This is a genomic window from Shewanella sp. AC34-MNA-CIBAN-0136 (assembly GCF_040309945.1).
Taxonomy (GTDB): domain Bacteria; phylum Pseudomonadota; class Gammaproteobacteria; order Enterobacterales; family Shewanellaceae; genus Shewanella.
In genome coordinates this window covers 296619-313924 of the sequence record NZ_JBEOPJ010000003.1, presented here as the reverse complement: position 1 = coordinate 313924, position 17306 = coordinate 296619, and the positions used below count along the sequence as shown (strand labels likewise).

Genomic DNA, 17306 nt, shown 5'->3' with positions numbered 1-17306 from the left:
CCTTATTATTCACCGCGTTCGGAGGGATGGCAGAGTGGTCGAATGCACCGGTCTTGAAAACCGGCAACGGTTTATCCCGTTCTAGGGTTCAAATCCCTATCCCTCCGCCACATTCAAATAAAAAGGCCCGCTATTTATAGCGGGCCTTTTTATTGGGCGAAAGATAGGACTTTGAACCCATGGGTTCCTCTTTATTACAAGCAAGCTATCCCTCCTCAAGATTCAAGATAAAAGGCTCATCAGAAATGATGAGCCTTTTTCGTTTAGGTGAAAGATAGGACTTTGAACCCACGGGTTCCTATTTATAAGATCGATACTTACATATGAGTTGTAAAGTGTATTCAGCATGCGGTTAATCATTCAATGACGAATTAGTGTGGTCATTTATGTCTACGGGCGGCATGTCTCTGCACACGGAAATGTATGCGCGGAGGTATACACGATGAACACAAGCCTAGTTCGTCATAACATGAATAAAAGCCGTATATCTTTGCAATTTCTCTCTTTCACTATGTGGTAAAAATCTAGATATGCTGATAACTTGTCGTTCATGTATGATTTTTGGGATAAAGCCGCATGGATAGCAAGAAATTACTTATTAAAACTGTTTGCGAGAGAATGCCTTGGAAAGTGCTTCAAGTAGCTCTAAAGTCTGTGAAGTTACCAGTATCCAAAGGAACTGAAGCTACATTAGATAAATTGTTAAATTTAGTAACACTTGGACAGATTGACGATGTGCTTGAACGACAGTTATTCAATCTTTATTGTGATTACCTAAAGTTTGGTGATAAGACTGTACGGTTTGATAGTGCAAGTGGAGAATCTATTCAGTTTATAGTTGATAACGTTTGTAATATGCAGTTGGATATATCACCAAAGGATATTAATTTTCCATTTAGAGATAGTGAATCAGATTGCAAATTATCGAGTAAGTATAAATTAGTTCAACTAGACGATACCGAGGAACATATCTACTTTTACTTTGTCTCACTGAAGTCTCTAACTGAAAAAATCATCTTAGATAGTAATTACTTGCAATCAATCAATGCTTCTTTTACGTTACCTTTAGATCTATTTAATATTACGGCAAATCAAAGAAAAGAAAAACGATACTATGATATCGTTTGTGTGAATAAAAGCACTGGGGTCGTTGACTATAGGCTCGACACCGCTAGTGGATTAAGTACTGATGATCTTGAAACTTCGTTTAGGGATTTGAAAACATATTTCGCAACAAAAATTCAATCTCTAGAAAAAAATAATGCTGTTCAACTTAGCTTTGAAAGGAAGAATCTTTTTCCATACATTCCTGCGCTTTATCGTGAATCTGATGATCGTGTATGTGAGCTCGGCTTCCAAGTTGGCTCGGTGACTCATCATGAAAGAATGAGAGTATCTAACAAAGACCTCAGAGATGAAGTTTTTCATAAAGCAGGGAAAAAAGAGGTTGATTCTATCGATGTCTTTAGAATTGCTGTAAGAAAACTGAATGATATCAATCATCAAACTTATGAGTCTGAAGTTTATCTTCCCGGCACAATCAAATTAATGTCCGGTACTTCTATTTCGAAATTAGATCACGCTATTTTCTCAAACTGTCTTAATGAACATGACTATAATTACCTAATGAGTTCGATGGAGAATTGTATGAGTAAGTATCAGAAAGATGACTTCATTGATATTGAATTGGTCAGTTAAAATTTTATTATGAATCAAATAAAAAAGCTAAGATCTCGTATAGAAAACGACTGGAGTGGAAGTTCCACATTGCCGGTGGTTTTAGGTATATTTGATCGGCTGTTAGAAAAGCAATCATTTTACTTTGATTCTTTTTTAACATTGATGACATTTGAAGAGTTAACAAAGAAAAACTTCTCTAATACCTCAGTATTTTGGTCTCGAAGAATGGTTATAGAGTCAGTTAATTATTTACTTGATCCAAGTATAAATGTTTTGAAAGTCAGATATGAGTTTATAGATGATTATTGTACATCTATACTTACCCCTGATGACATTATAGAGGCTGATAGTGACGGTTTCTTAGTTCACCCAGAAACGGGGAAGGTAGTTGATAATTATAAAGAAAGTATAGTTTTAACTTTCCACTTAAGCGAATGTGTAGCGGAGGCAGAAATTGAATCTGCCTAATCAAATACTTGAACGTACATCATTGAAAGAGCTACTTGATGGCGATCTTGAAATGCTTCTCCCGAACGCAACAGCTTCTATCCAAAGTGAACTTTCTAAAAGTAATTTTGATGAGTTCATAAACAATACTTATAGTTTGCTAGATAAAATTATTGGTAGAATTGAGTTACATCCGATTCATCGGGAACATGATTCAGAAGATAGAACGACGATCGAAATAGTCAATGCATTTAACTACTTAGGAGAGCGACTAGAACACGAGGCTAGTTATGGTGGTAATTGTGATTTAACCAGCAATTTTCAAAATAAATATTTATGGTTAGGTGAAGCCAAAATAGACTATAGCAATGCTCATATCTACCAAGGCTTTAGGCAGCTTTGCGACCGTTATCTGATGGCCTCAAAAATGAGCAAGCAAGGTGCATTATTAATTTATTGCAAAAGCAAAAATATTGCTGAAGTGATTTCATCGTGGAAAACATACTTTAAAAGATCCGCTCAGACAGAATATAGCATTAGTATAGAAGAAGAAGGAAATGGTTACTTTATTACTAACCATTTTCATAAACCTACACAACAAAACCTAAAAATTAAGCATATGGCAATATCATTATTTATATCTGCTTCTGATAAAAGTGCAGTCAAAAGAAAGCCATGCTTACATAGTTGCCCTCAATGTTGCGCTGAAGTAAAGCCAATAACTCTATAAATTAATAAACAGCCTATTGATACATAAGTACATTAAGGCTGGTCAATGTTGGTGAATGTCTATGCTTTAATTATTACAGTTTGGTGTAACAATTTACTCATTCAATACTCGTACAACCCGCGTATACAGGCGTCTTAGAATTAGGAGGGAGGGTTCAAATCCCTACCCCTTTGAATATTGAATTTTCAGAACGATGACTTTACGTTTATATTCTGTAGTTATAATTTAGCCCTCATAAAGTTTCTGTGTTAACCGTATTTGGCCGCCTATTTACAACACGCTTTGTGACTGAACCACTGACTTTGTCACTAACCCATTAGGAATTGAAACGATGAAACAAATTTGCTTGGTTTTATTGGCCTTGGTCTCAATGCCTGCATTGGCTGATGACGTGATGTTAGCTGACACGATGAAAGCGCTTGATACTGCGGTGTTTGACTCATTTAATCATTGTCAAAATCCGCAAGAGCTAAATAAGCACGCAAGCTTTTTTGCAGCTGATGTTGAGTTTTATCATGATAATGGTGGGGTAACGTGGGACCGTGACAGCATGATTGCGAATACTAAAAACAATGCATGTGGTCATTACACTCGGAAGTTGGTTGAGGGCTCTTTTAACGTCCACTCGATTAAAGATTTTGGTGCGATTACCGAAGGTGTGCATATCTTTTGTCAAAATAAAACCAACCAATGTGAAGGTAAAGCTGACTTTGTCATGGTTTGGCGTAAAGTAGACGACAAATGGCAAATAACCCGAGTATTGAGTTATGGTCACCGTGAAAATAAATAAAAGGATATTAATAATGTACAAGCAAGTTTCAATTATTACACTCAGCATGATGCTGTTAATGGGTTGTTCTGGCACAGTGCCTACTTTAGGCATTAATGATGGCCAGTTAATGCCATGTCCTGAATCGCCAAATTGTGTCAGTAGCCAACAATCAGCTGCAGATGAAGAGCATGCTATACAACCGATTGAATTCGTCGGCACACGCCAGCAGGCGCAGGCAAAACTGTTGCACGTATTAAAGACTGCTGAACGAGCGAATATCGTCGTGGTTGAGGATGATTATATCCGAGTAGAATTTACCTCGCAGATAATGCGGTTTGTCGATGATGTTGAGTTTTACTTTCCGTCAACAGCATCCGATAAAATAACCATCCATGTTAGATCCGCTTCACGTATCGGAGAGTCTGACTTTGGGGTTAACCGCGAGCGAATAGAACAGATTAAAAATAACGTCAAACTATAGTGACTGCCAGGTAAATAACAGGTTAGCTTGTGTCTATTTCATTTGGCTAAAAATGAAATAGATGGAAGCGGTCATACCCAGAGGTTGGTCTGAGGCGTTCGTATACAGAGCCGTTATGTGTTTGGTTAGTTTCAGGTTATCTACTGCGACATGGTCAACTAAACGTCATCAACGGTGATATCATCAACTATTAGCTATCAACTATCAACTATCAGCTCATCAAAGTCTGGAGTTAGCATGAATAATAAAATTATTGGGATTGTGCTTGTTATTGCGGGTATTTTTTTAGCGTTGTGGGGCTACAATATTTATGATGCAGCGAGCTCCCAACTTACCCGCGCCATAAGTGGTGATACACCTATTGAAGCCTGGGCTGGAATGGCGGGTGGTATTATTGCGGTTCTAATAGGTATTACAAAGTTGAAATAATGGTTGTGATTTTGCGTTGAAATCAAAATACTCAACCATAATGGCTATCAATTAATGTTTATTTATGGGCATGGTTATTGGTTCTAAAAACCGCAAATTAGCACCGCATAAACAGCTAAGGATTATGGGTTTTTACTTTTGAACGTTCATTACTATTGGCACCGGTAAAGGTTGCAGTAAATAACCACTGCAACCTTATTTTAGACCTCACCTAAATAACGTTATCCAGCCAACTTGTCGTTAAGTAAATCGAGTCTATCTTGTCCCCAAAATGGCTCATTTTGATACACATAGGTAGGTACTCCCAACAAGCCTTTTTCAATAGCATCTACAGTATTAGATTCGTATATTACTTCGATTTCGGCTGACAATGCTTGCTGCACAACACTGTCGGCGTCGACATTGAGTGAGGTTAATATTTGCTTAATCACCGCTTCATCAGCAATGTTTTGATCTTTTGCCCAACATGCTGCCAGTACATTACCAACAAATTCACCGACATCTTGTCCAGCTTGTTGTAACACAATTGTGCATCTGTCGGCCAAACTTGGGTCTGCAGGGAAAAAAGCAGGCTGTAGATTAAGGGTCAATTTGCGCTTTGTTGACCAACGAGCTAACTCAATTAAACGATAGTCTTGTCGAGCTTGCAGGCGTTGTTTTACCGGTAACACACCTAATTCAGCAAATAATTTTGCCAGTTTAATCGGCTTATAGTTGATAGCAGCTTTGTGCTGTTCAGCCAACGAGGTAAAGGTGTTATGGCCTAAATAGGCATAAGGAGAAAGACTCGTAAAATAATAATCTATTGCTGTTGTCATGGTTCACATTACCTTTTTGGGCTTATTTGAGAGGCTGAGTCGTCACACACGTGTATTTAGCTTATACCTAGCATTAACTGCTAATAGATAACTGATAACGACCATAATACAATCATAACTAACAGTTAAATTCCAAGTACTATGGCTGAAAGTCTGCCTTCTGGCCACTGAGAAAGTTAATATCAAGTCTATGATAATCTCACAATAAACCTTAAAGAATATTAAGTCTCTCAACGATTAAGACCATAATGTCATAAGGCAGAACAACACAGAATCTGTTACAGGATCAATTGTTGTAACTCACTCTTTAGCTTAAAAAGTGTTTCACACTCCCGCTAAGTGACTGAGATTGAACATAGTCGGCATAACGCTGTTATAGAGTGATGCTGATAAATACAAAAAGTGCCAAAAGGCACTTTTTATATTTTAAAGAGGAAAGATACCTCTTTAGCAACTTAGCATTTATTGCGCTGGATTAATGCCAGGGATAACTTCATCCACACCAAAGCCTGTTTTGGCCGATTGAATGACATTAATCGCTTCAGATGTCAGTGCATTATTGCCTGTCAGTAGGTCATTTAAATTACCAGACTCTGAATTAACTAGGCCTAACTCTCGTAGCATGGCGTCAACCACAGGGGCATTAGCACGATAGTTTAATGCAGCAGTGGTTACTTGCTCTGCAATACCACCCTGGGATTGGTTACCCTCGCCGTTACTCATTTGATTGCCCGTACCATAGCCTTGTAAAATCTTAATACCTTCAATTTTTTCAAGCGGTTTAACGGCTTGAGCAATAATGTCTGGTAAGGCTTTTAATATGGCTAATGATCTTTGCAGTGCAATTTGTTCGTTGCTCAGTACGTTTTCAGCTTCGTACTGTGCCCGCTTACCCGCAGCTTCAACTGCATAGATTTTCTCATCGGCTGAGGCTTTTAGCATCTTAGCGTCTGCACTGGCACGCGCTTCAATTAAAATGGCGCTAGCTCTATCTTCCGCGGCAACTTTTTCTGATTCAGCTCGAACCGTAACACCCACGGCCTCACGCTCAGCTTCTTTTCGGGCATCAATAACTTCAATGTCTTTACGACGATTAGCTTCAGCAGTTTGGCGCGCAGTAATAACCGCTTCTTCTTTTTCTACCTTGGTTTTTTCAGCTTCTGCAGCGCGAGCGCGAGCGGCTGACTCTTCTTCTGACTTAGCGGCCACCGCAATGCGTTTGTCTTGTTCAGATACTTCAATATCGCGTTGTTGCTGAATGCGTGACTGTTCAATAGACTTATACTTTTCAATTTCACGGGTTTCGATGTCTTTGGTTTTTTCAATTTCAGCCGTTTCAATTGCGCGCTCTTTGGCAATTTCTGCTTCACGTTCTTCGCGGGCTTTGTTTTCTTTTTGTTTAATGATTTCAGCTTTTTGATCGGCACGTTTAAATTCAAGCGACTGTTGCTGCGCGAGGCGAGCTTCTTCTTCCGACTTTTCGATTTCTAACGATTCTTTTTCTGCTTCAAGATTACGCTGTTCAATTTTGATGCGGTTTTCTTGTTGAATATCGTTGGTTTCTTTACGTTTTTCTTCAATGATTTTTGCTAGACGAGCACGACCTTCGGCATCAAATGCGTTATTTTCATTAAAAAATTGCAAGTCAGTTTGATCAAAACCCGTGAGCGACACAGATTCTAATTCTAGGCCGTTTTTCTCAAGGTCATTGGCGACATTGTTCTGCACTCGCTGGACAAAGTCTGCGCGCTGCTCGTGCATTTCGGTCATGGTCATTTCAGCTGCAACGGTACGCAATACGTCGACAAACTTTGATTCCATTAATTTTTTAAGTTCTTCAACACGATTAGTGCGAGTACCTAACGTTTGCGCTGCCATTGAAATCCCTTCGGCATTTGGCGCAACACGTAAATAGAAGTCAGCTTTTACATCCACGCGCATTCTGTCTTTGGTGATCAGGGCATCTTTTTGATTTTTTTCGACTTCAATACGCAAGGTATTCATGTTGACCGAAATCGTTTCGTGCAGCACTGGCAGCACAATTGCGCCACCATCTTTAATGATTTTCTCACCGCCGAACCCAGTACGAACAAAAGCCATTTCTTTACTGGCTCGTTTGTACAATTTGGCAAAAATAAGTCCAATAATAATCAATCCTAAAACTGCTATGCCAGCAATGAGGAGGACAAAGCCGCTTCCTGAATCAAAGTTTGTTAACGTTTCCATTTAATTTCCTTTTAAATACAACTGTGTTTTATCAAAAAGTGTCATTGGAATGACATTTTTATTTTTAGGGTATATCTCAATAAGATATTTTTAGGTTAACTGAATCTGGTTGCTGTCCAGACTTTGCCTTGATGAGCGATGAGTACAACATCGACGCCAGGCAAAAATTCGACATCGTCGTGTTCTGGTTCAACTAACACGTAGTGTTTCTGCCCAAATGTGTCCCGAACCACCGCTTCTGTCGGCATGCCTTTTATTGCACGACCTTGGGTTATCTTGCCGACACAACCGCCAAGCGCATCAATTGATATTGCTGAGGTTTCGTTTTTAGGGAGAATATTGGCAATACCATTACCAATAAAGTGGCTTGAAAAAAACATTATGACTAACGCAACAGGTACGGTGATGATTTGGGGTAAGAAGCTGCCAAAAAGTTGTGAATAGCCAAAGTTAATCACATACCCTGCTATCGCAAAACTACTTAATGCTAATACAAACCAGATAAGTAACGGTAAGCGATTAAGACACAGCCAACCCAATATACCTGTCATACCGGTAACCGATACCGTGGTATCAACATCTGTATCGACATCGAGTGAAAACCAATTATCAAGTGCACTAAATACACTTAACCCTGCAATCATGGCGATGATTTCAAACATCCCCAGCATGACCACAATAACAAGCGCAATTGAAAAGGGTATATTTGCTTGAGCAACTAAAAAAGCCTGCATGGCTCCTCCATAAACCTAACGGGTTAAACTCCATTTGATTGTAAAATATCATGTTATTTTGCAAGAGGATATGAAACAGCAACACTTTTTAGAATATATTGCCTCTAGCTCAGTCAAACCAATGAGTTTAACCACGGGGTTTAGACAACATCAATACGCCACGCGCTAATATTATCTCGAGTCGGCCAATAGTGGCGATAATACCGACAATCTTCCATCAATGGGTTCGGTTATGGTTAACCCTAAAATATCAGCAATGAGTGGATACAAATGAATGTTTTCAGCATAGTCGACTGTCACATGATTAAATGCCGGCCCTTGAGCGTACAACACTGTGTTCATGTCGCTGATGACACTGGCATCATAACCGTGCTTGCCTACTACGCCAGCCCTCGCATCGGTGCTAGTAATGTAATGTTGATTACTGATTAATATTGCATCACCAATTGACGGATTATTGTTAAAGTGCAAAGAAGTGGGAATATCTTGTTGGCGATAAAACTGCAAACCAGGCACTGTTTGGGTTAATGCTTTTAAGGCATCTAAATCTTGTTGCTTATTCTCACCAGTGGCTGTGACTAATGAAAAAGCCGCATCGTTATTAAAGCTAAATCTAGCTTTTAACGCTTTATTGCCCACAAACAATTTATCGGTATACAGACGTTCAAATCCTGCAACATTCGCCATACCATGATCGGATGTAATAATCACATTAACCTTAAAAGGTAAGGCTTTTATTCCCGCTAAAAGTAGCCCTATAGTTTGGTCAACTTTCTGCACCGCTTGATAGGTGTTTGTAGACTCTGGGCCAAAAAGGTGGCCTGCGGTGTCTACATCTGAAAAGTATAACGTTACAAATTGTGGCCGCTGATCTTCGGCTAAATTAAACCACTGCAAAACCTGCTCGACTCTTTCATTGTTGGGAGCATTGTCACGATAAGGCAACCAATAATTTGGTCGCTGACCAGCAATTTTAGCTTCTGAACCTGGCCAAAAATAGGTGGCACTTTTTAATCCTTGCTGACCCGCTAATGACCATAACGGCACCCCATAGTAAAAGCGGCCGTCAGTGACCGCTTGTTTAATATTCATGGCATAAGGCTGTTGCAAAGCATGATTATAAAATCGATTTGACACTATGCCGTGATGAGCGGGGTAAAGGCCTGTCACTAAGGTGATGTGATTAGGAAACGTCACTGTCGGAAACGACGGCTTAAAACGAGTGATTGTGGCAGCGTGTTTAGCAAAATCAGTAAGGTGCTTAGGGCTATGCAAGCTGTTGTAATCGTATCGATAACCGTCAATAGACACGAGTAATACATAGGGTTTTTCTGGTACTGCTGCTGTAGTGTTAGCTGATAAATAACAGCTCAATAAGCTAGTAAGCAATCCACATATAATAGCAATGACACGCATGATGATTCCCCATGATATATAAATATTAATGATATCAAATGAATATGACAATTTTATTGATTTTGATTCTATATTTATCAATATATAAAGCGCTGTCCATATGATGTCTACACTACAAATAAACCATGCTAATGACATTCCAGTGGCATTAGTATTGAAGATATACCCACAATAATGGATTCACCGCAGAACGTATCAATCACATGGCGATTAACCTAGCCACCCAACCTTATTAATTCGAGAAGATAAGCGTGGATCACGTAACCAAGACATTCTCAATAGGCTCAGGACGAGTGCGTGCATATTTTAACGATGAGCAGATTAAACAAAATAGAAGTGAATTTATTGTGTGATAACGACCAATAAATCATGCAGTGCTTTAGTGTAGTAGCCCTGCATATTTAGCAGCTGTTGAGTGTTGAGTAAGCAAAAAAAGAAAGCACTCCTCATTAAGCAATATTAGGCCGCTTTACCAGTGCCATTTTTTGTCAATATCTCTATGTCATATTCTTACTAAAGCGGCGAATAAGCAGTAACGGATGAAATAAAATAAGCTATTGATTTTATGTGGATAAACTAAATAACATTGCCTTGTTTAATTCAATATATTTTGCAATACCTGGATATAACAACACTTAATTAATCCGCCTTTATACAGCCTCTCCCTTCAGCACTCAGCAAGAATTAAAGATAATTTGTTATTAACGAGTAAATGGCTGACGTGAAACAGGCGATATTAATATATAGTTATAAGATAACCAATATGTTATTGGCATCACAGTGTTGGAGATTGGATGAAGTTAGACATTCTAAAATCACAAACTCAGTCCAGCATGCTCATGAAAAAACGAGCTAGAGTTGATTTTATTGTTGGTACATTATTCGTGGTAATCATGGTCATTTTGTCTTTCGCGTTTAATGTCGAATTTGTTGAATCAGTTTATGAATTTACTCGTAGCCACGAAAGCTGGGAAATGGATGAGTTGATTTTTAGCTTTTTATGGATTGCATTAACTGCAACTATTTATGGCATAAGACGAGTCATTGACATTAAATCGATTAACAAAGAAATCACCTATCACGCGTATTACGATTCACTAACTGGTCTTCCAAATCGAACATTAGCGCTGTCTCAATTAGATAAATTACTGCAAAATTCTCATAGAACATCAACGAGTATTGGTGTCATTTTTTTGGACTTAGACGGCTTCAAGGATGTTAATGATTCATACGGCCATGAAGCGGGCGACATACTCATTAAAAAGGTGGGTGAAAAGCTAGCTTCGATTATAAGAAATGATGAGATAGTGGCTCGACTTGGCGGCGATGAATTTTTAATAATTGCAGGTTTTCCTCAAGGAACAACCAATATAGAGTCACTGATTAATCGGCTCTTTAAGTGTCAAAACGAACCATTTAGCATCAATAGTCGCAGCATTGATATGAGCTTCAGCATGGGTGTCGCACTTTCACCACAGCATGGTAACTCCGTTCAAGAATTATTAATTGCAGCAGATTGTGCAATGTATGAAGCAAAACGTAATAAACTGAATACAGCTTGTTACTATACCGATGAAATAGGCCAAAAAATCTCTGAACGCTATCGACTATCCGCGCAACTTAAGCTGGCCATTCAAAACGAACAACTATATTTAGTCTATCAACCTATCGCTTGCGCTGTGTCTGGAGCAATAGAGGGTTATGAAACACTGACACGCTGGAATTTGCAAGGAACACATATTAATCCAGAACTGGTTATTAACCTTGCTGAAGACATTGGTCTATCGGAAGACTTTTTTAAATGGCTGCTAAAAACAACGTTGGCAGAAGGAAGTCGGTTTTTAAAACGAGATCAATTTATCGCGATAAACGTATCAGTTAAACAATTTTTAGACGTAAATTTTCTGGTTAACACTCAAAAAATCATCTCTACATTTGATCATATTAATATTGAGTTTGAGATTACAGAAAGCTCGTTAATCGCAAATTTTACAGAAACAACCAACAGAATTGACGCACTTAATACGATGGGCATTAAAGTCATGATTGATGATTTTGGGACAGGTTATTCGTCATTAAGCCGACTAAAACATCTAAAAGTAGACAAAATTAAAATTGATCGTGAATTTTTAAATGATGCTGTTAATGATAAAAAAAGCGCAGGGATTTATGAAAGCATTGTCGCACTTGCTCATAAACTCGATATTGATGTTGTTGCTGAAGGGGTTGAAACCAAAGAGCAGCTAGATTATTTACGTCAATTTAAGCCTATTTTTTTACAAGGTTATTTATTCCAAACACCTAAAATAAGCTTGCCAGCACGATGAAATTATTTGTCGCTGGGGCGGTGACGAATTTATTATTATGGCTCATCAAACGCCGCTTTATCGCTTTGAAGAACTTGCGATCATGTTAAAAAAGCATATCAACCAGCCTATTTTAACCACGCAACATGTGATTAATATGGACTGTTCTATTGGCATTGCTATGTATCCTGAACATGGTCAATCAATATCAGATTTAATCAGTTTGGCCGATCTATCGATGTATAGCCGTAAAATTGGTGGTACCGATGACTACGTGATGTTTAGTGGTGAGCTAGAGCAGAAAATAAAGCATGGAATGCATTTAAGTAAAGGGATTGCCCAAGCAATTGCCGAGCAACAATTACGCTTAATGTTTCAACCCATTATTGATTCCACTACTGGTGATATTGCCTCTGTTGAAGCGTTACTCCGATGGGAATTTGAAGGCAATAATATTCCACCTGACGTGTTTATTCCGTTAGCTGAAAAAAATGGCGCCATTAAACAGATCGGCTACTGGGTACTTGAAGAGTCGGTGCGTCAGCTGGCAGTGCTACATTTGTTAAAGCCGCAATTAGCAATATGCATTAATGTGTCTGTGATTCAATTTGAAGATATTGATTTTGTTAATAAAGTTCATCAAATTATTAACCAGTACCATGTAAATCCAAGTAAAGTACATTTAGAAATTACTGAATCGGTTTTTTCCCAAGATAAGCTTAAATTAATCAACATGGTTAAAGCATTACAATTACTTGGCTTTATGATTTCAATCGATGATTTTGGCACCGGTTATTCGTCATTATCAGTGATCCAAGATTTGCATGTTAATACCGTTAAAATCGACCGTTCTTTTATCAATAACCTGCACCTTAATGGCATTGATATTGTTAAAGCGGTAATGGTGATGTCTCATGGCCTTGGCTACCGCATTGTTGCTGAAGGTGTTGAAAACCAGCAACAAGCCAACACACTTACAGCTTTAGGTATTCATTATTTACAAGGCTATTTATTTGATAAACCACTTGAGTTTGAGGCGTTAAAGCAAAAACTTTTACACCATCCAGATGAGCAACGCTCCCCCTTCTTGTTGCGGTCTGCTAATTCTTAATCTAATCACAATCACTTAACCACTTACTAATATAAAGCTAAATGTTCTATTAATTTATTGTCTGATTAATGGGCGCTGGTGCTATGATTCCAGCTTATTCGACTTCAGTTAAACCACACATAAAGTTAAGCTTTTTATTTTAAAGAATAAAATATTAATGATCAGCTATTAGCCCAATAGTTATTAACTGATTAACATCGCGAGGAACGTCAGTGTTAACAGATCCATTGTTTTGGTTAGTCGCTATTCCAGCGGTATTAATCACCGGGATGTCAAAATCAGGCTTTGCTGGCGGTGCAGGCGGATTAACAGTGCCTTTACTTGCCTTGGCCATTAGCCCTGCAGCAGCCGCGGCAGTGATGTTACCGCTATTGGTTTACATGGATTTTTTAAGTGTGCGCTCTTGGTGGGGAAAACAAAATACGACCCAACTGTGGATTTTGTTGCCTGCGGCCATTATCGGTATTGTGGTGGCTTATCTGCTATTTGATCAACTTAACGAGCAGTATTTACGCGGCTTATTAGGGGTTATTTCGTTAGGATTTGGTGTTTATGGTTTGACATTAGGAGAATGGTCACAACGAAAACCATCCTCTTTTATCGGCCGAGTTTGCGGCGCCATTGCAGGCTTTACCAGCTTTGTCGCTCATGCCGGTGGGCCGCCATTAAATGCTTATTTAATCCCACTGCGTTTGCCTAAAACAGAATACTTAGGCACTGCGGTGGTATTTTTTGCGGTTGTAAATGTTGTGAAGTTAATTCCCTACAGCATGCTAGGGCAAATTAACCTTAGTAACTTATTAGTCTCTGCATCATTGGCGCCCATTGCTTGGATTGGGGTAAAACTTGGACTGCGCATTCAAGATAAGTTTGATGAAAAACAGTTTAAAAAAATCATCCTCAGTTTAATGATCGTGGTAGGTTTACGCTTATTGTGGACGGCACTGATACCATAATTGATGTGGTAATATTTATGTATCGCGTTGATTCATAAATTGAGCTATCAAATTGAGCCATCCAATTTAAATCATCGTAATATTTGATACCGCTATAACAAGCCCAACAATATAAATAAGGTAAAATATGAGTGCTGATAATCGCTATTTTTATGAACCCAGCAAAGGTCATGGTCTGCCACATAACCCACTTAATGCCATTATAGGCCCACGTCCCATTGGTTGGATTGCCTCTCGCAATGCTCAAGGCCAGCGAAATCTAGCGCCTTATAGCTTCTTTAACTGCTTTAATTACGATCCGCCAATTATCGGCTTTGCCAGTACAGGTTGGAAAGACAGCGTCGCCAACATTGTTGAAACTGGCGAGTTTGTATGGAACTTAACGACCCGCAGTTTAGCCGCGCAAATGAATCAAACCTCTGCAGCATTGCCCCGTGGCACTGATGAGTTTGAATTTGCCGGATTGACACCAATAGCAGGCAACATTGTTAAGGCTGACCGCATTGCACAAAGCCCGGTCAGCTTCGAATGCAAAGTGTCGCAATGCATTCAGTTAACCGCAGCTAATGGTGACAAAATTGATACTTGGTTAGTGCTTGGTGAGGTTGTAGCTGTACACATTGAAAAACACTTGCTGAGCCCAGAAGGAATTTATCAAACAGCATTAGCTGAGCCTGTTTTGCGCGCAGGTGGACCATCGGCTTATTATGGTATTTCCGACGAGTTACGTTTTGATTTGCATCGCCCGACTTTATAAGTTGAATAAATGATGGATGCTAAACGATGGATAATGAGCAATTTGCTTCACATTAGCCAGAAACAGCCTTAACGAGATAGCTTTGAAAATTCCAAATAGTATTTTACAAACAATTAGTCAGGCGATTTCGGCAGATAGAATCACTCATATTGAAGTGATTCAACCACTTTGGGGTGGTTATGGTCAGTTATTTAGGGCTTATGTAACGGGTAAATCGTACTCGTCAGTGATTGTGAAATATATCTGTTTACCTCAACAGGAATCGCATCCTAGAGGTTGGAATACGCCACTGTCGCATCAGCGTAAATTGCAGTCGTACCAAGTGGAAGTGAATTGGTATCAGCACTATGCAAACATTCATACACAGCAGCAATTCAGTCCTCTGCCGCGTTGTTTGTATGTAGACCAACAAGCCAATGAAACCCTGTTAGTGTTACAAGACTTGCATACCCTGGGATTTACTCAAGTAAGAAAAACCACCACATCTGAAACCGTACTCGCTTGTTTAACGTGGTTAGGGCATTTTCATGCTAAATACATGCACGTAGAGCCAAAAGGGCTTTGGCCTGTCGGCACATACTGGCATCTAGATACACGACCAGACGAGTTAGCCGCTTTAGCCGACAGCCCGCTTAAGTCGGCAGCCCATCTCATCGACGATGCCTTGAAACAATGTCCATTTCAAACCTTGGTGCATGGCGATGCCAAATTAGCTAACTTTTGTTTTAGTCAGGATGACCATGCTGCAGCAGTCGATTTTCAATATATCGGCCAAGGTTGCGGTATGAAAGACGTAATCATGTTACTCAGCAGCGTATTGAGCTATCACGAACCAGAAGCGTTAATTAATGGCTATCTTAATCATTATTTTGCCGCGCTAACCCAAGGCCTAGCCGAATGTCATCCGCTAATCAATCCGCTTGAGGTACAACATGCATGGCGACCTTTATATTGTTTAGCCTGGGCTGATTTCCAGCGTTTTATTAAAGGTTGGAGTGTTGAGCATTTCAAAATCAACCTATATACCGAAGCGCTAACCGAGCAAGCGATAAAACAACTCACCACAGCTTAATGCTCATTTTTGCTGATTAATTAACCACCTAAAGGCTATTATCTTATCCCAATTGGCTAAGGCTGCTATTGCCGTCTACAGTTGATAAACACTGTAGTATTTGTTGTCATCCATCGGTTATTTATTACCAACAAACTCTGCAATCCTCTGTCTAATTCGAGTAAACATAGCTTCGTTTTGGGTTTGTATAAACAAAGCCATAAGCTAGGAAGTCACCATATGGAAAGTCCGTTTACGTATATTTTAATCACCTTGTTTTTTTCTAGCATTTTGCTGTCGATAATCTTTTTCATGACCTGGCAAACCATGGGTAAGCAAAAATATGCGTTGATGTTTTCTTTGTCTTTTTTAGCCTCGACTGTGCTGTGGGCTAATAGTTTATTTAAAAGCCTATTTCTTTCTCATAACCTGTATTGGATGATCGGCTGCAGTGTATCCATGCTGTCGGTGGTGCTCGGGACATGGGGACATTGTTTACGCACTAACACTAAAATCCACCCTGCAACATTGCTTGGCCTAGGCATATGTGGGATGGCGCTAACCTATTACTTTACTTATATTAGCCCACATCTAGGCTTAAGAATGTCGTTGTATTTATACGTTGATGTGCTGCTGTTGATGATCACTAGTGTGGTGATCATCAAGCATCGCACCAAATCACGGCCAGCCGAAATTGGTGCGTCGTTAATGCATTTCATATTTGCCATGTGCATATTTGTTGCAGCGAGTATCGCGCTATTCCAAGGTAAAGAGATGGATGTGGAACTTATCAAGCTCTACGCCATTGTTAACTTTACCGCCCTACCTGCGGCTTATGTTGGTATGTCAGTATTTGTGATTTATATGCTGGCTTCTGATTTGGCCGAAGAAATGAAGTTGCTGGCGATGACAGATTCATTGACTGATTGCTTTAATCGTCGGGGATTTTATAGCCACGCAAAACAAAAATTACTTGAGCTACAAAAGCAGCCGCAACATGCATGCCTCATTTACTGGGATATTGATAAGTTTAAAGCCATTAACGATCAGTTCGGCCATGCTGGCGGCGATCAAGTATTAATCAGCATTACCCAGTTAATTAAACAACATATAAAAAAAGACGACTTAATCGGCCGCATGGGCGGTGAAGAGTTTGTTATATTGATCGAGCGCAGCAATTATCAAGAGTCTATCAATGTTGCCGAGCGATTAAGAGCCATGATTAACCAAACACCTATTGTGTATTGCGGCCAGCAAATTAGCGTAACCGCCAGTTTTGGGGTCGTTGAACTCAGTAACCAAGACATAACGATAGAGCAAGCTATCGATCTCGCCGACAGTGCGTTATATCAAGCCAAAAGCAGTGGCAGAAACAAAGTAGTGTTTAGCTAA

General features: G+C 39.4%; 16 protein-coding genes and 1 tRNA gene. 13 read left to right on the top strand and 4 right to left on the bottom strand.

The annotated features are described in order from the left end of the window. Positions 1 to 20 precede the first annotated feature (20 nt). The 7 genes from AAEY94_RS04815 (at position 21) to AAEY94_RS04785 (ending at position 4539) form a co-directional block, all read left to right on the top strand. Positions 21 to 110, top strand: a tRNA-Ser gene (locus AAEY94_RS04815). Positions 111 to 576: 466 nt separating this feature from the next. Continuing rightward, positions 577 to 1698, top strand: a complete 1122-nt coding sequence (locus AAEY94_RS04810; protein WP_011639031.1) for a hypothetical protein — start codon at positions 577 to 579, stop codon at positions 1696 to 1698. Positions 1699 to 1707: 9 nt separating this feature from the next. Continuing rightward, the gene (locus AAEY94_RS04805; RefSeq protein ID WP_350977650.1) at positions 1708 to 2148 is read left to right on the top strand and encodes a hypothetical protein; all 441 of its coding nucleotides are present in this window, start codon (positions 1708 to 1710) and stop codon (positions 2146 to 2148) included. Next, a complete protein-coding gene (locus tag AAEY94_RS04800; protein WP_244262842.1) occupies positions 2135 to 2857 on the top strand; it encodes a hypothetical protein in 723 nt (240 codons plus the stop codon). Before AAEY94_RS04805 ends, AAEY94_RS04800 begins: the two co-directional genes overlap by 14 nt. 331 nt (positions 2858 to 3188) lie before the next feature. After that, positions 3189 to 3647, top strand: coding sequence for a nuclear transport factor 2 family protein (locus tag AAEY94_RS04795; RefSeq protein WP_350977646.1), 459 nt, complete (start codon positions 3189 to 3191; stop codon positions 3645 to 3647). A 13-nt stretch (positions 3648 to 3660) separates the two neighbouring features. Continuing rightward, positions 3661 to 4110, top strand: coding sequence for a DUF1499 domain-containing protein (locus AAEY94_RS04790; RefSeq protein ID WP_350977643.1), 450 nt, complete (start codon positions 3661 to 3663; stop codon positions 4108 to 4110). Positions 4111 to 4347: 237 nt separating this feature from the next. Then, positions 4348 to 4539 carry a DUF3185 family protein gene (locus AAEY94_RS04785; RefSeq protein ID WP_101085056.1) on the top strand — a complete coding sequence of 64 codons (192 nt, stop codon included), beginning with the start codon at positions 4348 to 4350 and terminating at the stop codon, positions 4537 to 4539. A gap of 221 nt (positions 4540 to 4760) precedes the next feature. Here the strand turns inward: AAEY94_RS04785 and AAEY94_RS04780 are convergent, their stop codons facing one another. The 4 genes from AAEY94_RS04780 to AAEY94_RS04765 form a co-directional block, all read right to left on the bottom strand. Beyond that, on the bottom strand, positions 4761 to 5357 hold the full coding sequence (locus AAEY94_RS04780) for a 2-hydroxychromene-2-carboxylate isomerase (RefSeq protein ID WP_350977639.1): 597 nt from the start codon (positions 5355 to 5357) through the stop codon (positions 4761 to 4763). A gap of 462 nt (positions 5358 to 5819) precedes the next feature. Continuing rightward, complete coding sequence (locus AAEY94_RS04775; protein WP_162023979.1) at positions 5820 to 7583, bottom strand: flotillin family protein; 1764 nt, start codon at positions 7581 to 7583, stop codon at positions 5820 to 5822. A 95-nt stretch (positions 7584 to 7678) separates the two neighbouring features. Continuing rightward, positions 7679 to 8317, bottom strand: coding sequence for an OB-fold-containig protein (locus tag AAEY94_RS04770; protein WP_101085053.1), 639 nt, complete (start codon positions 8315 to 8317; stop codon positions 7679 to 7681). A 171-nt stretch (positions 8318 to 8488) separates the two neighbouring features. After that, positions 8489 to 9733: an alkaline phosphatase family protein gene (locus AAEY94_RS04765; protein ID WP_182743832.1), complete on the bottom strand. Its 1245-nt coding sequence runs from the start codon at positions 9731 to 9733 to the stop codon at positions 8489 to 8491. Between the two features lie 794 nt (positions 9734 to 10527). On the opposite strand from AAEY94_RS04765, the gene AAEY94_RS04760 reads away from it, so the two are divergent. The 6 genes from AAEY94_RS04760 (at position 10528) to AAEY94_RS04735 (ending at position 17306) form a co-directional block, all read left to right on the top strand. After that, positions 10528 to 12060, top strand: coding sequence for a putative bifunctional diguanylate cyclase/phosphodiesterase (locus AAEY94_RS04760; protein WP_350977635.1), 1533 nt, complete (start codon positions 10528 to 10530; stop codon positions 12058 to 12060). Between the two features lie 37 nt (positions 12061 to 12097). After that, positions 12098 to 13150, top strand: a complete 1053-nt coding sequence (locus AAEY94_RS04755) for a putative bifunctional diguanylate cyclase/phosphodiesterase (RefSeq protein ID WP_350977632.1) — start codon at positions 12098 to 12100, stop codon at positions 13148 to 13150. Positions 13151 to 13362: 212 nt separating this feature from the next. Continuing rightward, positions 13363 to 14106, top strand: a complete 744-nt coding sequence (locus tag AAEY94_RS04750) for a sulfite exporter TauE/SafE family protein (protein WP_350977629.1) — start codon at positions 13363 to 13365, stop codon at positions 14104 to 14106. 127 nt (positions 14107 to 14233) lie between these two features. Continuing rightward, positions 14234 to 14863 (top strand): flavin reductase family protein, encoded by a 630-nt coding sequence (locus tag AAEY94_RS04745; RefSeq protein WP_350977627.1) that lies wholly within the window; start codon positions 14234 to 14236, stop codon positions 14861 to 14863. Positions 14864 to 14945: 82 nt separating this feature from the next. Beyond that, entirely contained in the window at positions 14946 to 15935 is a 990-nt protein-coding gene (locus AAEY94_RS04740; RefSeq protein WP_350977624.1) for a phosphotransferase, read from the top strand. A 219-nt stretch (positions 15936 to 16154) separates the two neighbouring features. Next, positions 16155 to 17306 (top strand): GGDEF domain-containing protein, encoded by a 1152-nt coding sequence (locus AAEY94_RS04735; protein ID WP_192114109.1) that lies wholly within the window; start codon positions 16155 to 16157, stop codon positions 17304 to 17306.

Bases quoted from the DNA above. Each gene is read 5' to 3' on its own strand.
- AAEY94_RS04775 (WP_162023979.1), bottom strand. From the start codon at position 7,583: ATGGAAACGTTAACAAACTTTGATTCAGGAAGCGGCTTTGTCCTCCTC.
- AAEY94_RS04785 (WP_101085056.1), top strand. From the start codon at position 4,348: ATGAATAATAAAATTATTGGGATTGTGCTTGTTATTGCGGGTATTTTT.
- AAEY94_RS04745 (WP_350977627.1), top strand. From the start codon at position 14,234: ATGAGTGCTGATAATCGCTATTTTTATGAACCCAGCAAAGGTCATGGT.
- AAEY94_RS04770 (WP_101085053.1), bottom strand. From the start codon at position 8,317: ATGCAGGCTTTTTTAGTTGCTCAAGCAAATATACCCTTTTCAATTGCG.
- AAEY94_RS04790 (WP_350977643.1), top strand. From the start codon at position 3,661: ATGTACAAGCAAGTTTCAATTATTACACTCAGCATGATGCTGTTAATG.
- AAEY94_RS04810 (WP_011639031.1), top strand. From the start codon at position 577: ATGGATAGCAAGAAATTACTTATTAAAACTGTTTGCGAGAGAATGCCT.
- AAEY94_RS04805 (WP_350977650.1), top strand. From the start codon at position 1,708: ATGAATCAAATAAAAAAGCTAAGATCTCGTATAGAAAACGACTGGAGT.
- AAEY94_RS04760 (WP_350977635.1), top strand. From the start codon at position 10,528: ATGAAGTTAGACATTCTAAAATCACAAACTCAGTCCAGCATGCTCATG.
- AAEY94_RS04780 (WP_350977639.1), bottom strand. From the start codon at position 5,357: ATGACAACAGCAATAGATTATTATTTTACGAGTCTTTCTCCTTATGCC.
- AAEY94_RS04755 (WP_350977632.1), top strand. From the start codon at position 12,098: ATGGCTCATCAAACGCCGCTTTATCGCTTTGAAGAACTTGCGATCATG.
- AAEY94_RS04765 (WP_182743832.1), bottom strand. From the start codon at position 9,733: ATGCGTGTCATTGCTATTATATGTGGATTGCTTACTAGCTTATTGAGC.
- AAEY94_RS04795 (WP_350977646.1), top strand. From the start codon at position 3,189: ATGAAACAAATTTGCTTGGTTTTATTGGCCTTGGTCTCAATGCCTGCA.
- AAEY94_RS04735 (WP_192114109.1), top strand. From the start codon at position 16,155: ATGGAAAGTCCGTTTACGTATATTTTAATCACCTTGTTTTTTTCTAGC.